The organism is Alteromonas macleodii, assembly GCF_903772925.1.
Taxonomy (GTDB): domain Bacteria; phylum Pseudomonadota; class Gammaproteobacteria; order Enterobacterales; family Alteromonadaceae; genus Alteromonas; species Alteromonas macleodii_A.
On the sequence record NZ_LR812090.1, the window covers coordinates 699,423 to 717,934 of the forward strand.

An 18,512-nucleotide genomic window follows, 5' to 3' on the forward strand; every position below is an offset into this window, starting at 1 on the left:
ATGCTATTGTCAGACGTTTCTGTAAAGCGCCCAGTTTTTGCGACCGTACTTAATTTACTACTGATTATCTTTGGTATTTCCGCGTTCTCCATGTTGAGTTTACGGGAATACCCCGACATCGACCCACCCATTGTCTCGGTTAATACAAACTACACAGGGGCTTCGGCGAACATAGTCGAGACCCGGATTACCCAGCTTCTTGAAGACAGAATTTCGGGTATTGAGGGCATAAAGAACGTTACCTCTACATCTCGTAATGGTCGTTCAGACATCACAATCGAGTTTAAACTTTCCCGAGACATCGATGCGGCAGCTAACGACGTGCGCGAACGAGTCAGCCGCGCGTTAAATAACTTGCCCGATCAAGCCGATCCCCCTGAAGTATCTAAAGCGAACTCAGATGAAAGTGCCGTGGTGTGGTACAACCTACGAAGCACCAACCTCAATACTATGGAGTTAACCGACTACGCAGAACGTGTGCTGGTTGACAGGCTATCCATTGTGGACGGTGTGGCTAGAATTCAAATTGGTGGTGGAAGACGCTACGCCATGAAAGTGTTTTTAGACCGCAATGCTATGGCGGCTAGAGGCATAACAGTTAGCGATGTTGAGCAAGTAATCCGCGCCGAAAACGTAGAGTTACCTGCTGGTGAAGTAGAAAGTAATGATCGTGACTTTGAAGTACGGGTAGCGCGAACGTTTCTAACGCCAGATGATTTTGCAGCGCTAACTGTTGCAGTAGGGGATAACGGCTATCTGGTGCGTCTAGGCGAAATAGCCCACGTTGAGCTAACCGCCGAAGATGACGAGACAGAGTTTCGGGGTGATGGCGTCAATATGATAGGCCTAGGCATCATCAAGCAGTCTAAAGCCAATACTCTCGAAGTAGCTCGTGCAGCTAAAGCGCAGATTGAAAAAATAGAAGCGACCCTTCCAGATAACATTTTTATTGTACCAAGTTACGACTCGTCAGTTTTCATTGAGGCATCGATTGACGAGGTGTATGAGACCTTGGGGATCGCTATGCTCATGGTAGTGATCGTAATATATCTTTTCCTAGGTAATATTCGCGCCACCCTAATTCCTGCGGTTACCGTGCCTGTTTCTATAATTGCGGCTTTTATCGTGATGTATGCGCTGGGCTTTTCGATAAACCTGCTAACCCTGCTTGCTATGGTATTAGCGATTGGCCTAGTGGTAGACGATGCTATTGTTGTACTTGAGAACATCTATCGACGCATTGAGATGGGAGAGCCGCCTATTTTGGCTGCCTATCGCGGAGCCAAAGAGGTCGGGTTTGCCGTAATTGCCACCACACTGGTACTTATTTCTGTGTTCGTTCCTTTGGTTTTCCTTGAAGGTAATATAGGCAGACTTTTCACCGAGTTTGCGTTGGCCATTGCTGCAGCGGTCGCATTTTCAAGCTTTACCGCGCTTACTTTGTCGCCCATGATGGCGTCAAAAATACTTAAAAAACGCCCACGTTCGTCAGGCTTCGGAAGCTGGATGGATAAGCGTTTTTCAAAGCTTGCAAGCAGTTACTTCAATACGTTGGGTAAAACCTTACACCAACCTTTTCTTATGCTGCTAATGCTTGTAATTGCGATTGTTGCGTTAGTTCAACTCTCAGAGAAAGTACCTAGTGAGTTCGTTCCTAAAGAAGATAGAGGTAACTTTTTCATCTTAATGAATGCTCAGGAAGGGGCGAGCTTTGAAAGTAACGCACGAAATCTAGAGCAAATAGAAAGCATTTTAATGCCCTATCGCGAGAGCGGTAAAATTAATCGTCTCTTGGTGAGAACACCTGGTTTTGGCGGAAACGCGGGGATAGCGATCGTCGGTTCTGCAGATTGGGATGAGCGTGATTTCAGTACATTTTCACTAATGGATGAAATCAGCGGCAAGCTTAACGGCGTACCTGATGTTCGCGCGTTTGCCATCATGCGAAGTGGGATATCAGGAGGTGGGCTAGGGCGTCCTGTTCAGTTCGTCTTACAAGGTGATACTTATGAGAACCTTGTAGAGTGGCGCGACATAGTGTTACAAAAAGCCGCGCAAAACCCGGGATTAATTCGGCTAGACTCCGATTATAAGGAGACATCACCCCAGCTGTTGGTTAATATCGATCGGGACAGAGCAGCTGATTTGGGAGTATCAATTAGTGATATTGGCGGAACTTTAGAAGTAATGCTGGGACAGCGTAGGGTGTCTACTTTCCTCGATAGAGGTGAAGAATACGACGTTATCATGGAAGGCATAGAAGAAGACTTCAGAAGCCCTAACAGTATTGAAAATTTATACGTGAGGTCATCTCGTACCGGTGAGCTTATCCCTATGGATAACTTACTTACCTTTGAAGAGCAGGCTACCTCGGCAAGACTAAACCGCTATAACAGAATGCGGGCCGTTACTATATCGGCTAACTTAGCAGATGGTTATACACTTGGTGAGGCACTTGCCTACTTAGAAAATATTGTGGCTACTGAACTGCCCGATAACGTATCTATCGATTACAAAGGTGAATCACAGCTTTATCAAGAAGCGGGCAACTCATTTGTTTATGTCTTTATGCTAGCACTTGCGGTCACTTACTTGATATTGGCCGCGCAGTTTGAAAGCTGGGTGCATCCGTTAGTAATAATGCTTACCGTGCCCTTAGCTCTCGTTGGGGCATACATCGGGCTGTTTTTTAGCGGTATGACGATTAATATCTACAGTCAAATTGGTTTGGTTATGCTTATTGGGCTTGCCGCAAAAAATGGCATATTAATAGTAGAGTTCGCTAATCAACTTCGCGATGCAGGTATGGAGTTTGAACTCGCACTTAAGCGTGCTGCCGCACAGCGTTTGCGCCCTATCGTAATGACAGGGTTTACCACCGTGTTTAGCTCTTTACCTTTGGTGCTTGCATCAGGACCTGGCGCTGAAAGCCGGATGGTGATCGGTATGGTTATCTTCTCAGGCGTACTTGTTTCAGCATTTATGACCCTTTATGTTGTTCCTACAGCGTATAGCTGGCTTGCAAGGAAAACAGGCTCTCCTATGCAGCGAACCAACGAAATCGAAGCGCTGGAAAAAACGATTCCTTACAAGAAAGGTGAGTCATAGGTATTCGCTTATAGACTATTGTTTACTCTTGGGCCCGCGCCAATGCCAGTTGGGCGGGTTCAAAAGTTCAGGTATCTTCTTTCATACTCTAATATGAATTTCTATCACTTCTATTACGATGCTTAATTTTTTTAAGTTCCTGATATATATGAACTAGTTTGGTTTTTTTGCAATGCATTTAGTTTTTTTATTAATACTTATAAGCGCCAACAGTATGTATTAGACAATCGTATAGTTGTTTAACTTTCTACTTACACTACACTTCGCGCCATTCCCAAGCACTTATATAAGCTACTAATTTATATAAGATAAATATTTAAAGCTCAAAGTGGCGAATATTGCATTTGTGACCAATACTTATCTCGTTGTAAATGTTTGGACACACAAGCACCTGTTTGCTTCATATCGCTCAAACACGTAAATGTCGTTTTTAGCGCCTTCAAAGAAAGTGAAGAGCGATGGGCTAGCATTCACAAAGACTCCAGAGGACATATGATGAAAAAATGGATACTTGCAGCTGGACTGTGCTGTAACGTCGCGATTGCTGATGTAGCAGTCATAGTGCATCCTAGCAACGGTGATTCACTAGATAAAGATAGTATAAGCCGTCTTTTCTTAAACAAGGCCAAAGCATTTCCTAGCGGTACCAAAGCAGAACCTATCGCGTTAGCTGAAGGTCAGTCTGCCACCGACGAATTTAACGGCAAAGTATTAAACAAAACTGCAGCACAGCTTACTGCGTTTTGGTCAAAACTTGTTTTTACCGGTAAAGGTCAACCTCCAAAGTCCTTAGGCAGTGACGCAGACGTTATTTCTGCAGTTGCAAGTAATCCTGGCGCTATTGGTTATGTCGACGCTGGCGCTGTTAACGATAGCGTACGCGTAGTCGCTACCTTCTAACTTACCGTTAATACAAAGAATTTAAGGAACACGCATGAAAACCAAATTAGCTATCTTATCTATGGCTGGCCTTTTGGCTACTCCAGCACTAGCCGACATTCAAATTAACGGCTTTGCAAACCTTATCGGCGGAATGACACTGGATGATGATGAGTCGGTGTATGGCTACGACAATGATTTTAACTTCGATCCAGCCAGTGTTTTTGGTCTACAAGTCCGCGGTGACGTTAGCGATAAACTTTCTGCTACAGCACAGTTAGTGGGCCGCGGTAGTGAAGACTATGACGCAGATTTCGAGTGGGCTTACATGACTTATATGTTGAACAACAATGTCAACATTAGTGCCGGTCGCCTACGTATGCCACTTTTCAAATACTCAGCATCTCTTGATATTGGTTACTCTTATCACTGGTTAACACCACCGGATGCTATTTACGGTATCGACTTTAACAACATTGATGGTGTTCGCGTTGATTACATGAACTACTCAGGTGACTGGGAGTACGGCGCACAGCTTACTATGGGGCGCGTTGAAACAGATACGACTATTTCAGGTACGCCTGCAGCGCTAGATTTAAAAAATGTAGTAGCGGTTTCTTTTGAAGCGACTCGTGACTGGTTCAGCGCTCGTACCTTGCTTGCACGCGGTACTACAAGTGCTGCAAACGAAGATTTTGATTCGTTTATAGAGGGAATGTCGGCGTTCGGTGCAGCGGTACCAAATGCGTCAGCTGCGGCAGAAGGCTTCAGTGTTAATGATGATACTGGTACCTTCTTTGAAGTAGCGGTTGATATCGATAAGTATGACTGGTTTGTAGGCGCAGAATTTACGCAGACAGAGGTTGATGGTTCTGTTATCGCTGATAATAAAGCATGGTACGTTACTGCAGGTATGCGCTTCGGCAAGTTTACGCCGCACATTACTTATGAAGTTGAAGAAGCGGATAACGGTACTCAGCTTGGCCTTGTAGCAGCACTTCCATCAACTATCTCTACTGGAGACGCGGTTACTGATGCGACTTGGGCTTCTATCTATCAAGGTGCTGCTGGCATTGCAGCTCAACAAGAGCTAGATGTATCAGCAGTTACTGTGGGCCTTCGCTACGACGTGGAGCCAGGTTTTGCACTTAAAACCGATGTAACCTGGTACTCAGACGATCTAAATGATCTGAATGATGCAACACTACTTAAAGTTGGCGTAAATTATACGTTCTAACTACCTATTTATGGCCTTGTACTTGTGCGAGGCCATAATTTCGTTAAAGTTTTTTACTAATAGGTAGATAAATTAGGTAGACCAAACAAAGTGCAGCGCTTTTTGAAAAGTTAAGTGAAAGGCAGTTGCACAATCATAAAAAACAGTGGGATAGTTGATGAACTTTCTAAAGAAAATGCCAATTGCGACTAAGATTTTCCTTATACCGGGGATCGCAGCGCTAAGTTTTATTATTTATTTGCTTATCACTATCTACACCGCGCTCAATAATGGCGCAACACTTGAAAAAGTACAGCAAGTTCAGTTCCCGGCGTTACAGCTTTCAGCATCGACACTGGTCGACATGCAAAAAGTGCGTGACACCTTAGCAAGTGCAGTAACAACAGGTGATCAAGATACCCTTACTGTGGCGCAAGAATTGGCAGAAGAAGCGAAGAAAGGGCTTAATCAAATCGCGAATATCAGCCCTGAGTTTCGTTCAGATATCTCTCGTATATCCTCAGGTTTCGACAAATACTTTGACGTCGCCTACGAAGTTTCACAATCCATGGTAGACGGCACAGCTGACTTTAGTCGCCTAGGTAAACTGTCTGCTCAAATGAATCAGTCTTACGACGGTGCTATTGCCGCTATGTCACAATTTCGCGATGCACAGCAAGCCGCGTTTGAAAAAGCATTTGAAAACACAGATAGCGCAAATACATCACTGATTAGCACGGGCGTTATTTTAGCTATTGTTGTTACCATTTTATTGTTTGCAACCGCAGTACCTATTGTTCGTGGTATTAAGCAGAGTATTGATGATGTTGTTCGTTCTCTTAAAGATATTGCGCAAGAAAATGGCGACCTAACAGTACGTATTGACACGAAAAGCGAAGATGAAATTGGTGAGCTGGTTTACTGGTTCAATCAATTTATGGATAAGCTACAAGGCGTAGTGCGTGATGTGGTTGAAGCGAGTTTACCGCTATCGAACTTAGCGCAAAACCTACGCGGCGTTACAGAGGAAACGCAGCGCACCATAGACGTTCAACAGCAGTCTGCTACTAATGCGAAAAGTGCAGTAGATACTATGAGCGGCTCAGTTGATGGTGTTGCACACAGTGCAGCCCAAGCGGCCAGTGACGCCAACGAAGCGACTACAGCGGCAAGTGAAGGTCGTCAAATTGTGCAGCAAACCGTGACTAGTATTCAGCAGCTTGCTGAAAACGTGCGCGAAACAGCCGACGTTATTGGTCGCCTAGAATCTGATTCAAACAAGGTTGGCTCGGTACTCGATGTCATTAAAGGTATCGCAGAGCAAACCAATCTACTTGCCTTAAATGCGGCAATTGAAGCAGCGAGAGCGGGTGAGCAAGGGCGAGGCTTTGCAGTAGTTGCCGACGAAGTTAGAACTTTGGCCTCACGCACGCAGCAATCTACAGAAGAGATTCAAAGCACAATCGAACAGCTTCAAAGTGCCGCACATTCAGCGGTTGAAGTAATGGCTCGTGGTACCGAGCAGGCCACAAATAGCGTAGAAACCGCCAATAAAGCGGGCAGCAGCTTAGAAACCATTACCAGTACTATCGGTCGCATCAACCAAATGAATGAACAGATTGCCCATAATACTGAAGACCAGCGCACTGTTGCGGTAGATATTGTACGTCACGTGGATGAAATTCATGTGCGAACAGAGCAAACTGCAAGCCGCTCAGGCGAACTGGGGACTATGTGTAATGAGCTTGCTGACCTTGCGCAACACCTCGAATCAATCGCTAAGCAGTTTAGAGTGTAAGCTCTACCTAACTTTTCTAAAGCGTATTGAAAGCCTCCTGACGGGGGCTTTTTTATGTGCGCAGCGGAATGTGAGAACAATGAGTTTTAGTTTGTTATAGAAACATAAGGTCCGGGAAATTAAGATAAAAAAAATCCCCAGCAAGGGCTGAGGATTTTTATTTAAGGTAATATTTTTCTATTCGTCTAAGAAGCTGCGTAGCTGCTCAGAACGGCTAGGGTGGCGAAGTTTGCGAAGCGCTTTAGCTTCAATCTGACGAATACGCTCACGAGTAACGTCAAACTGCTTACCTACTTCTTCAAGCGTGTGATCGGTATTCATGTCAATACCGAAACGCATACGTAGTACTTTAGCTTCTCTAGCCGTTAGGCCTGCTAGTACTTCTTGCGTTGCGCCTTTTAAGCTACCGCCAGTTGCTGAATCGAGGGGCTGAATAATAGTGCTGTCCTCGATAAAGTCGCCAAGATGTGAATCTTCATCATCGCCGATAGGTGTTTCCATCGAGATTGGCTCTTTAGCAATCTTAAGTACCTTACGAATCTTGTCTTCAGGCATTAACATGCGCTCTGACAATTCTTCAGGCGTAGGTTCACGACCCATTTCCTGAAGCATTTGACGAGAGATACGGTTTAGCTTGTTAATCGTTTCAATCATGTGCACAGGAATACGGATAGTACGCGCCTGGTCAGCAATTGAACGAGTAATCGCCTGACGAATCCACCACGTTGCATAAGTTGAGAACTTATAACCACGACGGTATTCGAACTTATCTACCGCCTTCATCAGACCAATATTACCTTCTTGGATAAGGTCAAGGAACTGAAGACCGCGGTTGGTGTACTTCTTCGCAATTGAGATAACAAGACGAAGGTTAGCTTCAACCATTTCTTTTTTCGCACGACGCGCTTTCGCTTCACCAATCGACATGCGACGGTTGATGTCTTTAATATCAGCGATAACCAAGCCAGTTTCTTGCTCAACTTGATTCATCTTGCTAATGCAGCGCTCAATCTCTTCTTGGTTAACTGCAAGTTCAGCTGCATAAGGTGCACCTGAATTAACTGCTTCGTGTAACCATGCAGTAGATGTTTCATTACCCGCGAAAGCTTTTATAAAATCTTTCTTAGGCATTTTTGCATTAACAACACAGAACTTCATTACAAGACGTTCTTGGATACGTACTTTGTCCATCATTGCACGCATGTTTTTAACCATGCGATCAAATTGCTTAGGAACTAGACGGAACTCTTTAAATACGTCGCTTAGTGCGTTGATTTGTGTACGAGAATCGGCATGAGAACGACCCTTCTTCTCGATAACTTCACGAGTTTTTAGGTACTGTTCACGAAGTTCTGCGAAGCGTTCGCGCGCTAGCTCTGGGTCTACGCCGCTATCGTCTTCATCTTCGTCGTCGTCATCGTCATCATCGTCATCTTCGTCATCTAACTCTTCTTCAGATAACTCTGAGCCTACGTGTGTTGCAGTTGGCGCGAGATCTTGATCATCGTTAGGATCAACAAAGCCAGAGATAATATCACTTAGACGAATTTCTTCGGCTTCGTATAAATCCCACTGATCTAACAGGTAAGTGATCGCTTCTGGATATTCAGCAACCGAACACTGTACTTGGTTAATACCGTCTTCAATACGCTTAGCGATTTCAATTTCGCCTTCACGTGTAAGAAGTTCAACGGTACCCATTTCACGCATGTACATGCGAACTGGGTCAGTCGTACGGCCAATTTCACTTTCTACAGTAGCAAGTGCTTGAGCTGCTGCTTCTGCAGCGTCTTCATCAGCATTCGCTTCTTGCATGAGAAGTTCATCTGCATCAGGAGCTGATTCAGAAACTTGAATTCCCATGTCATTAATCATGCGGATTATGTCTTCGATTTGATCAGAATCGACAATATCTTGCGGCAGGTGGTCGTTTACTTCTGCAAAGGTTAAGTAACCTTGCTCTTTACCTTTTGCAATCAGGAGTTTAATCTGAGACTGCTTGCTTTGCGCCATATAACCTACACTTCTCACATTCAATTAGTTTGCAATAGAAAAGACAACATACGCCTAGGTATGTTCCCCGTTCTGCTGTAGTACTGCATTTGTATCAAGGCCGTTAATGCTAGATGCCACGCTGGTATAAACCAATATATTTACGATGCACATCTGCTCGGGTTCGGTTCTGCCCGTTATGTTCGGCTATATCTTTGCTACTCGTGTTGCTGCATTTTTGTTCACTTATAAGTGTGGACCATGTTTAAACATGCCCGCAGCGAATTAGCCAGTATAGCAGAATAAGCGGTGGTTTTACCAGATTGACGGCCGATTTTTTAGCCAGTGCTTTTTACATTTCCGCCTTTACTACTTGCATAGTCCATAATTGCAAGGTGAAAGCGAGCTAAATGTAAAGCTTACTACGCAAAAACAGATTAACCCAAAGTTCATTACCCTCAGGTTAACTCTTCTGTCTTTCCCTCATAAGCAGGTTCAATTCCTGTTTTTCCGCTTGAGTCAGCGGTTGAACCCGCGAGCGTGAAATTAAGGTTTCAATGCGGCTATCGAAATGCCTGTCTAGTAAGCGAGCGAAGCTGTCGTTATATACACGCTCAGCATCCTCATCTTTGACTAAGTGTTCTTGCAACAATAATTTCGCGATAGTAGAAGAATGGGGATGGTCGCGGAAATTTTCAACAAGCTGCGCAGTTTTTGCGTGAGGGTGGGTGACACAATAGCTGTGAATATCGCGCAATAAATCCATACCGGCAGCATTGCTACCGGCGAATATATCTATCTGAACATCTTCGCAACGTGCGGCTAGCTCAGGCTTATCAAGCAGTAAGCGTATCAGCATACGAAGGGGTGAAAGTTTAGGCTTATTTACTTGATTGCGGTTAGGTGAATAAGCTTGCTTCGAACCTTGATTCGCTTTAGTAATATCTTGCTGAAGTTTAAATCGATCGAACTCGCCAGTGTGCTTGGCTAATTCTTCTAGCAACATTTGCTTTTGGTCATCACCTAAGGTGCTTTCAATAAGCGGCATTGCTGCTTTTTTAAGAGCAATTTTACCTTCTGGCGTACCGACGTTGTGGGTTTTTAGCAAGTTCTCAAAAAAGAAACGCGACAAGGGCGTAGCGTTATCGAGCATTTCCATGAAGGCATCTTTACCTACTTGGCGAACCATAGTATCAGGGTCTTCACCGTCGGGTAGGAATAAAAACGATATGCGCACGCCATCTTTTAGCGCCGGTAAGGCGTTTTCTAGCGCACGCCATGCAGCTTCGCGTCCAGCGCGGTCGCCGTCATAACAGCATACAATATGAGACGTAGCACGAACCAGCATTTGAATATGTTCAGGCGTGGTAGCTGTACCTAAGGCTGCGGTAGCAATATTAATGTCGAACTGACTCAATGCCACAACATCCATATAGCCTTCAACAACAACAACCGTATCTAGCGTTCTATTATTCTGGCGCGCTGAGTAAAACCCGAAAAGCTCGCTGCCTTTATGAAAAATACGGGTTTCTGGTGAGTTTAAGTATTTAGGACCGCCATCATCTAAAACACGACCACCAAAGCCGACAACGCGACCTCGTTTATCCCTGATAGGAAACATTATGCGGTCGCGGAAGAAGTCGTAGGTACGTCCTTGGTCGTTTTTATTAACAAGCTTTAAATCGACCAGCTGCTTGATGCGCTGTGGGTCTTTACCAAAGGTATTTAGCAGCGCATCCCAGCTGTCAGGGGCGTAGCCAATTTCCCATTGCTTGACGATATCACCACTTAGCCCACGATTTTTTAAATAGTCGATGGCTTTTTTACTATTTCCGTTTTGGCGCAACTGGTGCTGGAAAAAGCGTGTGACTTGTTCCATCACTGCATAGTCGTCTTGCTGTTGCTGCTTTTTCTCTTCGCTCATGGCAGGCCGACTGCCTTTTTCTCGAGGTACTTCAAGCCCGTGATAACGCGCTAGCTCTTCAATAGCCTCTACAAACTCAAGACGGTCGAATTCCATAATAAAAGAGATAGCATTACCGTGAGCGCCACATCCGAAACAGTGATAGAACTGCTTGTCTTGGCTAACGGTGAAAGACGGCGATTTCTCATTATGAAAAGGGCAGCACGCTTGGTAATTCTTACCTGCTTTTTTGAGTTTGACTCGGCTATCTACTACTTCTACCACGTCAGTACGTGATAGTAGATCATCTATAAAATCGCGAGGTATTTTTCCAGCCATGAGGGTATTTTCAACAAGGATTAGTAAAGCACAAGTCGTGACGGCTTTCTAAACAAAAGGCAACGACATGATGAAAACAGTGAATTACTGTAACAGGGAAGTGGTTAAATGAGAATAACGAAGGTGTGGATATGCACACCTTCAAAATACTTCACTTTAATAAAGGACTAAGCCTAAGCGTTCAAGCGTGCCTTTATTTTAGCACTCAATGCGCCCATATCGGTACGGCCTTGAACTTTAGGCTTCAATGCGCCCATGACTTTACCCATGTCTTGCATACCCGAAGCGCCGGTCGCAGCCATAGTTTCGTCGATAAGGGCATTGAGTTCATCGTCAGTCAAAGGCTGAGGCAAGAAATCTTCAATATAAGTTATTTCTTCACGCTCTTTGCTAGCTAGGTCTTCGCGGTTTGCTGCGTCGTATTGCGCTGCCGCGTCTTGACGCTGTTTAACCATTTTGGTTAGTACCGCTAAGATTGCGCTATCGTCTAGCGTGATTTGTTCATCGATTTCTTTTTGCTTAATGGCAGCCATAGCCATACGAATAGTACCAAGACGTACTTTTTCTTTAGCACGCATCGCATCTTTTTGCGCTGCTTTTAAATCATCAATTAGTGCCATGATGTTTCCTGATTTTTTATTAGTAGATTGAGCTTATATCAAACCGCATAGATCATTGCCCACTCAGAAGATAATGATCTATGCGGACTGGTATTATTAAGCCCCAGGTTGAAAATCAAATGCAACCATTTGAAAAGGAAAAAATGGAGTCGTTAATAATAAGGCCGAAAAAACAGAGGCCCAGAAACGCGAAAGGTGCTGCAATTGCAACACCTTTCAGACTCGTTACTTAACCCTATATTAGTAGAGTTTTACGCGACGTGCGTTTTCACGAGCTAGCTTCTTAAGATGACGCTTTTTAGCGGCAGCTTTCTTGCGCTTGCGTTCCCAAGTTGGCTTTTCGAAGAATTCACGACGACGAACTTCAGAAAGAACACCTGCTTTTTCACAAGAACGCTTAAAACGACGCAGCGCCACATCAAACGGCTCGTTTTCTCTAACTTTAACGATAGGCATTAAACACTCACCTCAAAACTTTTACTGTGTAAATCCGGGTAAAATTGTGCGCTAAAAAGGCCACCCGGGTTAAAAATGGTGCGAAATTCTAATCATATCTACAGAGAAAGTAAAGGATGAATTGCCAAAAAATAGCCAATATTGTGCATTTACCGTTCATTTACCTGTTCACTGGCATTCCATGAATGCAGGATAAAAGGTAAACTCTGCGCTCGTTAAGCACCGTGTTGTTTAACGCGGCTTGTATAAGCGCCCTTTTCAGAATGCTTTTTGCTCATGTTTCTTCTGATATATTTTTTGATCAAAAGTAGAAAGCAAATGATCCTGACGAGGGTAGTGTTATGATCGCGCCGGGATCATAAAGATGATCCCGCCAGATCGCCAGAATTATTTTCACAGTTTTTGGTATTCGCTCTACTAAGTGTTGTTCACAGCACGGTAGTGAGCAATTCATGTGTTAAGCAGCTTTGCTATACATCCAAAAGCTAGGCGTTAAAGTTAGTAGTAGAAAGGGTTGCTCCCCATGCGTATTTTAGGAATAGAAACATCTTGTGACGAAACTGGCATCGCCGTTTATGACGATGAAAAAGGCTTGTTGTCACACGAACTATACAGCCAAGTAAAGCTACACGCTGATTATGGCGGTGTGGTGCCCGAGCTTGCTTCACGGGATCATGTAAGAAAAATCATTCCTTTAATTGAAAAAGCCATGGAAGATGCGAATACCCAACCATCAGATATCGACGGCGTTGCCTTTACTCAAGGCCCGGGTTTAGTAGGGGCACTGTTAGTAGGTTCATCGGTAGGACGGTCTCTCTCATATGCGTGGAACGTACCTGCAGTAGGTGTTCATCATATGGAGGGGCATTTGCTAGCGCCTATGCTTGAAGATGATGCCCCAGAATTTCCTTTTGTTGCGCTATTGGTGTCGGGCGGTCACTCGATGTTGGTTAAAGTAGAAGGCATTGGCCAGTATGAAGTACTTGGCGAGTCAATTGACGATGCCGCAGGCGAAGCTTTTGATAAAACCGCTAAACTACTTGGTCTTGATTACCCTGGCGGCCCTCTCTTGGCAAAATTGGCGGAAAAGGGCGAAGCGGGACACTACAAATTCCCACGTCCAATGACCGACCGACCAGGCTTAGACTTCAGTTTTAGCGGCTTAAAGACCTTTGCTGCAAACACCATTCGCGATGCTGATTTAACCGGTGATGATGCTGAGCAAATTAAAGCGAATATTGCCTACGCGTTTCAAGAAGCCGTAGTGGATACGCTTATCATTAAATGTAAGCGAGCATTAAAGCAGACTGGCATGAAGCGTTTGGTTATTGCTGGCGGCGTAAGCGCAAATACAATGCTGCGCGGTGAGATGAAAGCCCTGATGCAAGAGCTAAAAGGTGAGGTGTTTTACCCTAGCTTAGCGTATTGTACAGACAATGGTGCCATGATTGCCTATGCGGGGATGCAGCGCTTGAAAGCAGGCGAAACCTTGGCGTTATCGTCACAAGCCAAACCGCGATGGCCTCTTGATACCTTGTCAGCTATTTAAAAACGTCGACTGGGTTTTAAATGATGTTGTGAAACCGATACTGCTTATCAAGGTATGCATAGGATGTGCAAAAGGCAGATATCAAGAATAACAACAAGCAGGCAAAACAGACAAACAAAAAGTAAAGGCAATGGGAGCGCGTCCCATTGCCTTTTATTTTACCAAAATGAACATTGAGTAAGGACGTAAAAAAACCATGCGCTTAGCAACAGACGGTACAAAACAAAATGCATCGCTATTATTTTTAGCGCTGTCGTTATTTATTTTGATTTTCTTTGTAGCGCTCACCAGGCCTAATGCAATTGCTTCAAGCAAAACTCCTTCAAATGAATCAGTAAAAGAGTTAAAGCAAAAGCAACAGACTCAGCAAGACCAGTATGTAGTGTTAATTTCTCTTGATGGATTTCGCCACGACTATATCGAGTTGCACAATGCCGAGCATCTTGGCGCCATTGCAAAGCAAGGCGTAAGAGCGTCATCAATGACCCCTGTTTATCCGTCGAATACTTTTCCCAACCATATTTCGTTGATCACAGGGCTGCTTCCCAAACACCACGGTATTGTGAATAACCGTTTTTATGATAAATCCCGTCCTACAAAAGAGGGTTATGCAAAATATCAGTTGGGCTATGGCGGTATGGATAGCACTTGGATTACGGCAACACCGCTATGGAACCTAGTGGAATATCACGGTATGAAGGCTGCAACCTTCTTCTGGCCAGAGTCTGACGCACGCATATCGGGTGCTTCTCCGACTTATTTCTATCACTATTCTAAATATGCTGATTACCAGATGCGTATTGATCAAATCATCAACTGGCTAAAATTGCCTGAGGTATCGCGCCCTCGCTTTATTGCGGGTTATTTTTCGCTTACCGATTCGGTAGGACACGATGAAGGACCTTTTGCCGATAAAACCAATGACGCGGTACAAGAAGTAGATGCACTTATCGGTCAACTTTATAAGCGCATTAATGCATTAGACTTACCAGTAAATCTGGTAGTGGTGTCTGACCACGGCATGACGCCTATTGATGAAAACCAGCTTATAGAGGTTGAGTCTTTATCCATTCCTGATAGCTTCATTATTGAAAATGAAGGGGCGCAAGTGCACCTTTACGCCAGAGAAGGCGTGTCAGATAAGCAAATCACCGAAGAAATAGAACGTCTTACCTATACAGCCGAAAACCGCTTCATTGTGCTCAATGATACCCAGCGCGCTCAGCGTCACATGGAAGTAGGAAACAGAACGGGCGATATCATTATCGAAATTGCGCCACCAGCCCGTTTCAAAAACGCCAACAGTATGCATGTGAGCAAAGGTGGCCATGGCTACGTAAATACGTTACCTGATATGGGAGCGACCTTTGTTGCAGTAGGGCCGGCGTTTAAAACGAACACCACTATACCTACATTTAGCAATTTAGAGGTTTATCCAGCGCTGGCTAAAATATTGGGTATTTTGCCTGTTACGCCTATAGATGGAAAGCTGGATGTACTGCAGCAGGCACTTACTCTTTAACTTTGCCTTTATCCCACACTTTACTTTCATTGCCTGCTAACAGGCGGGCAATGTTGTCTTTATGGCGTAAAATAATAAGTAGTGAAAGCATTGCTACCGGCACAGTGTACAAAGGCTTGATTAAAAACGTGAAAAGCGGCGCAAGCGACACTGCAATAAGCGCACCTAGCGAAGAATAGCCGGTAAGAAAAACCACTACTACCCAGCTTAGAACAAGTAGCCCTGCTAAATCGAGCCCAATAGGCAACATGGCACCAAAGGCGGTAGCGACGGCTTTACCGCCTTTAAAACCAAAATAAAGCGGAAATATATGACCTAAACAGGCAAAGATAGCAATTATGCCAAGCATTATTGGTTCTATACCCAAAAAGTAGCTGCCGTAAACGGGAATAGTGCCTTTCAAAATATCCATAACAAGTACAAGTAGCGCAGGAATACGGCCACCCAAGCGGTACACATTAGTTGCTCCAGGGTTTTTAGAGCCAGCGGTTCTAGGGTCCGGTAAACCAAATAATTGGCTTATAACCACTGCACTTGATAGTGAACCGAAGAGGTAGGCAACAGCAGCCATTAAAAGCGTTAGCGAAATCATTTTTTCATTCTAATTATCAAAAGCGTTTTAGAAGCACTGCCTTCTGTCAGGTTTCACTTCTCTTGTAGGAGGTTAAAGGCTTGTGTCCTATTAAATTACAAAACCTTGGTTGCCCCCAGTTGTCATACAGCGGTATAGTTGTGCCACACAAGCGTAAAGCTACTCCATCCAAACGCGATATACCACCGTTTAGCAGCAATATGTGGTTGAAAGCGCAGTAGTAAGACCAGTATTGAAGCCGGAAAGTAGGGCAATAAACTGGTGTGAAAACAGAGAAGATGAAAAAATTCCATGGGAAAAATTTATATAACAGGGCTTGAAGTAGACACCCTGATTGGTGTTTATGATTGGGAGCGAGTAAGAACCACCCAGCTTCTTCTCGATGTCACACTTGATGTTGACTTAAGCGCGGCGATGCAAAGTGATGATGTTGCTGATACGGTAGATTATGCCAAAGTAGCCGAGTGCATCGTGGAAGTAGGTAAAGAGAGTACGTTCGAACTACTAGAAGCATTCGGAAGCAAGGTTATGGATACCGTACTTGCTCACTTCTCGGTTTCAACAATAACGCTTAAAATCGTTAAACCTAATATTCTTCCTAATGCGCAAACTGTTGCCGTTGAAATGCGAAAAGAGCGCAACTAATGCCTGAACATACCATTTTAATCAGCATTGGTTCCAATATTGAGCGTGAGCATTACACTAGGCAGTCTTTGGTTGCCCTAAAACAACACTTCTCAGATGTTTCAGTGTCTTCCGTTTATGAAAGCGAAGCTGTAGGCTTCAACGGTAGCCCTTTTTATAATGCTGCCGCACGGGCGACAACATCAAAAAATGTTGAAGAGGTGTGTGCAATACTAAAGGCAATTGAGAAAGACAATGGAAGAGTGCATACCGACAAAAAATTCTGCGCAAGAACCCTTGATCTCGATTTGCTTACCTATGATAGTAAGGTAACCACATCCCCTGTGGTTTTGCCTCGCGAAGAGATTTGTTACAACGCGTTTGTGCTTTGGCCGTTAGCTGAACTTGTTCCCGACGACATTCACCCTGAAACGCAAGAAACCTATGCCCAAATGTGGCAAAACTTTGATAAACAGAAACAGCAATTATGGCCAATTGACTTTACTTGGAGTTAAGCAAAGGAATGACACTTTTCGAAATCATTATTTTAGCAATTATTCAGGGCGTTACTGAATTTCTTCCAATCAGTAGCTCTGGGCACTTGCTGCTACCCGCTGAGCTTTTCGGTTGGGTAAGCCAAGGTTTGGCGTTTGACGTAGCAGTACATGTGGGAAGCCTTCTTGCAGTTATGATCTATTTTCGTCAAGAAATAGGACAGATGACAGTAGCATGGGTGACTCAAGGCTTCAGCAAGCAGCAGTCTACCGACAGTAAGCTTGCGTGGTACGTTATTGTGGCGACTATTCCTGCGGTCATCATTGGCTTTTTGATGAAGGGCTGGATAGAAGACAATGCACGTACAGCATTGGTAATCGCAGGTACCACCATCATTTTCGGTTTGCTTTTATGGTATGCCGACTCGACAGCAAAGCGGGAACAAGAGCTTGAAGGCCTAACGCTAAAACAAGCCATTTATATCGGCTTAGCCCAGGTGTTAGCGTTAATTCCGGGGACATCTCGTTCGGGTATAACAATGACTGCTGGCTTGATGCTAGGATTAAAACGCGAAGCCTGTGCACGCTTTTCTTTCTTACTGTCTATACCTGTCATCTTAGGTGCAGGGTTGCTAGCCACCTTAGATTTGCTTAAAGCAAATGAAGCTGTGGATTGGTATGCATTGCTGTATGGCGCAGCATTTTCATTCGTAAGTGCCTACCTTTGTATTTATTTATTCCTAAGCTGGATATCCCGTATAGGCATGCTGCCTTTTGTTATCTATCGCTTAGCGTTAGGCGTAATACTTCTATGGTTTGTTTTTGCATAAGACAAGGCATCGAGCCGATTAAAAACACTGTAGTTTAGACTTTGTTATTGCGTTGGTGAGAGAACCATCATCGATCGCTAACGCAATAGTTAAACACCTGATTAAAAAGGAATGTGAGACATGGCAGAAACAATTTTTGATAAAATTATCAGCAAGGAAATTCCGGCAGAGATTTTGTACGAAGACGAACTAGCGCTGGCGTTTAAAGATATAAACCCTCAGGCTCCGACCCATTTTCTGGTTATTCCGAAAAAGCAAATTGCCACGGTAAACGATATTGCTGAAGAAGACCGCGAAGTAGTGGGGCACTTGTCATATGTAGCTGCAAAAATTGCCAAGGAGCAAGGGTTTGCCGACCAAGGCTATCGTACTGTCATGAATTGTAACGAATACGGTGGGCAAACCGTATATCACATTCACCTTCACGTATTAGCAGGTAAACCGCTAGGCTGGCCTCCGTATACTGAGAATATGAAGCAACACGTAGAGTAACGTTTGCGTTTAAAGATAAAAAATGCCGCCCTTTATTCAAAGGGCGGCATTTTTATTTACGCTGCAGCTAAATGAGGTAAATAATTGAAATCGATTGA

Annotated in this window: 15 protein-coding genes; 10 read left to right on the forward strand and 5 right to left on the reverse strand. The window is 44.2% G+C overall.

The genetic code is table 11. From position 1 onward, the window contains the following. From PCAR9_RS03165 to PCAR9_RS03180, 4 genes are all read left to right on the forward strand, one after another. Positions 1-3,108, forward strand: a complete 3,108-nt coding sequence (locus PCAR9_RS03165; protein WP_179982371.1) for an efflux RND transporter permease subunit — start codon at positions 1-3, stop codon at positions 3,106-3,108. A 495-nt stretch (positions 3,109-3,603) separates the two neighbouring features. After that, a complete protein-coding gene (locus tag PCAR9_RS03170; protein WP_179985139.1) occupies positions 3,604-4,008 on the forward strand; it encodes a type 2 periplasmic-binding domain-containing protein in 405 nt (134 codons plus the stop codon). Positions 4,009-4,042: 34 nt separating this feature from the next. Next, positions 4,043-5,224 carry a topoisomerase IV gene (locus PCAR9_RS03175; protein WP_179982372.1) on the forward strand — a complete coding sequence of 394 codons (1,182 nt, stop codon included), beginning with the start codon at positions 4,043-4,045 and terminating at the stop codon, positions 5,222-5,224. 157 nt (positions 5,225-5,381) lie between these two features. Beyond that, positions 5,382-7,001 (forward strand): methyl-accepting chemotaxis protein, encoded by a 1,620-nt coding sequence (locus PCAR9_RS03180; protein ID WP_179982373.1) that lies wholly within the window; start codon positions 5,382-5,384, stop codon positions 6,999-7,001. A gap of 177 nt (positions 7,002-7,178) precedes the next feature. Here the strand turns inward: PCAR9_RS03180 and rpoD are convergent, their stop codons facing one another. The 4 genes from rpoD to rpsU all read right to left on the reverse strand — a co-directional run bounded on the left by rpoD (position 7,179) and on the right by rpsU (position 12,311). Then, positions 7,179-9,014 carry an RNA polymerase sigma factor RpoD gene (gene rpoD / locus PCAR9_RS03185; RefSeq protein ID WP_179982374.1) on the reverse strand — a complete coding sequence of 612 codons (1,836 nt, stop codon included), beginning with the start codon at positions 9,012-9,014 and terminating at the stop codon, positions 7,179-7,181. 442 nt (positions 9,015-9,456) lie between these two features. Continuing rightward, entirely contained in the window at positions 9,457-11,235 is a 1,779-nt protein-coding gene (gene dnaG, locus PCAR9_RS03190) for a DNA primase (protein ID WP_179982375.1), read from the reverse strand. 173 nt (positions 11,236-11,408) lie between these two features. Continuing rightward, a complete protein-coding gene (locus tag PCAR9_RS03195; RefSeq protein ID WP_118490272.1) occupies positions 11,409-11,855 on the reverse strand; it encodes a GatB/YqeY domain-containing protein in 447 nt (148 codons plus the stop codon). 240 nt (positions 11,856-12,095) lie between these two features. Next, the gene (gene rpsU / locus PCAR9_RS03200; protein ID WP_012517258.1) at positions 12,096-12,311 is read right to left on the reverse strand and encodes a 30S ribosomal protein S21; all 216 of its coding nucleotides are present in this window, start codon (positions 12,309-12,311) and stop codon (positions 12,096-12,098) included. Between the two features lie 523 nt (positions 12,312-12,834). On the opposite strand from rpsU, the gene tsaD reads away from it, so the two are divergent. Beyond that, positions 12,835-13,860: a tRNA (adenosine(37)-N6)-threonylcarbamoyltransferase complex transferase subunit TsaD gene (gene tsaD / locus PCAR9_RS03205; RefSeq protein ID WP_179982376.1), complete on the forward strand. Its 1,026-nt coding sequence runs from the start codon at positions 12,835-12,837 to the stop codon at positions 13,858-13,860. 196 nt (positions 13,861-14,056) lie between these two features. Continuing rightward, positions 14,057-15,382, forward strand: coding sequence for an alkaline phosphatase family protein (locus PCAR9_RS03210; RefSeq protein WP_179982377.1), 1,326 nt, complete (start codon positions 14,057-14,059; stop codon positions 15,380-15,382). Here the strand turns inward: PCAR9_RS03210 and plsY are convergent. Beyond that, positions 15,372-15,974 carry a glycerol-3-phosphate 1-O-acyltransferase PlsY gene (gene plsY / locus PCAR9_RS03215; RefSeq protein ID WP_179982378.1) on the reverse strand — a complete coding sequence of 201 codons (603 nt, stop codon included), beginning with the start codon at positions 15,972-15,974 and terminating at the stop codon, positions 15,372-15,374. The genes PCAR9_RS03210 and plsY overlap by 11 nt on opposite strands. 291 nt (positions 15,975-16,265) lie before the next feature. Between plsY and folB the strand changes: the two genes are divergently transcribed. The 4 genes from folB to PCAR9_RS03235 all read left to right on the forward strand — a co-directional run bounded on the left by folB (position 16,266) and on the right by PCAR9_RS03235 (position 18,414). Next, a complete protein-coding gene (gene folB, locus PCAR9_RS03220; RefSeq protein ID WP_179982379.1) occupies positions 16,266-16,619 on the forward strand; it encodes a dihydroneopterin aldolase in 354 nt (117 codons plus the stop codon). Then, positions 16,619-17,113, forward strand: coding sequence for a 2-amino-4-hydroxy-6-hydroxymethyldihydropteridine diphosphokinase (gene folK / locus PCAR9_RS03225; protein ID WP_179982380.1), 495 nt, complete (start codon positions 16,619-16,621; stop codon positions 17,111-17,113). The genes folB and folK overlap by 1 nt, the downstream gene beginning before the upstream one ends. 8 nt (positions 17,114-17,121) lie before the next feature. Next, entirely contained in the window at positions 17,122-17,922 is an 801-nt protein-coding gene (locus PCAR9_RS03230) for an undecaprenyl-diphosphate phosphatase (RefSeq protein WP_118490266.1), read from the forward strand. Positions 17,923-18,042: 120 nt separating this feature from the next. Next, positions 18,043-18,414: a histidine triad nucleotide-binding protein gene (locus PCAR9_RS03235; protein ID WP_179982381.1), complete on the forward strand. Its 372-nt coding sequence runs from the start codon at positions 18,043-18,045 to the stop codon at positions 18,412-18,414. Positions 18,415-18,512 lie beyond the last annotated feature (98 nt).

Excerpts from the sequence above, each read along its gene's own strand:
- PCAR9_RS03165 (WP_179982371.1), top strand. The coding sequence starts at position 1 with ATGCTATTGTCAGACGTTTCTGTAAAGCGCCCAGTTTTTGCGACCGTA.
- PCAR9_RS03170 (WP_179985139.1), top strand. The coding sequence starts at position 3,604 with ATGAAAAAATGGATACTTGCAGCTGGACTGTGCTGTAACGTCGCGATT.
- PCAR9_RS03175 (WP_179982372.1), top strand. The coding sequence starts at position 4,043 with ATGAAAACCAAATTAGCTATCTTATCTATGGCTGGCCTTTTGGCTACT.
- PCAR9_RS03180 (WP_179982373.1), top strand. The coding sequence starts at position 5,382 with ATGAACTTTCTAAAGAAAATGCCAATTGCGACTAAGATTTTCCTTATA.
- rpoD (WP_179982374.1), bottom strand. The coding sequence starts at position 9,014 with ATGGCGCAAAGCAAGCAGTCTCAGATTAAACTCCTGATTGCAAAAGGT.
- dnaG (WP_179982375.1), bottom strand. The coding sequence starts at position 11,235 with ATGGCTGGAAAAATACCTCGCGATTTTATAGATGATCTACTATCACGT.
- PCAR9_RS03195 (WP_118490272.1), bottom strand. The coding sequence starts at position 11,855 with ATGGCACTAATTGATGATTTAAAAGCAGCGCAAAAAGATGCGATGCGT.
- rpsU (WP_012517258.1), bottom strand. The coding sequence starts at position 12,311 with ATGCCTATCGTTAAAGTTAGAGAAAACGAGCCGTTTGATGTGGCGCTG.
- tsaD (WP_179982376.1), top strand. The coding sequence starts at position 12,835 with ATGCGTATTTTAGGAATAGAAACATCTTGTGACGAAACTGGCATCGCC.
- PCAR9_RS03210 (WP_179982377.1), top strand. The coding sequence starts at position 14,057 with ATGCGCTTAGCAACAGACGGTACAAAACAAAATGCATCGCTATTATTT.
- plsY (WP_179982378.1), bottom strand. The coding sequence starts at position 15,974 with ATGATTTCGCTAACGCTTTTAATGGCTGCTGTTGCCTACCTCTTCGGT.
- folB (WP_179982379.1), top strand. The coding sequence starts at position 16,266 with ATGGGAAAAATTTATATAACAGGGCTTGAAGTAGACACCCTGATTGGT.
- folK (WP_179982380.1), top strand. The coding sequence starts at position 16,619 with ATGCCTGAACATACCATTTTAATCAGCATTGGTTCCAATATTGAGCGT.
- PCAR9_RS03230 (WP_118490266.1), top strand. The coding sequence starts at position 17,122 with ATGACACTTTTCGAAATCATTATTTTAGCAATTATTCAGGGCGTTACT.
- PCAR9_RS03235 (WP_179982381.1), top strand. The coding sequence starts at position 18,043 with ATGGCAGAAACAATTTTTGATAAAATTATCAGCAAGGAAATTCCGGCA.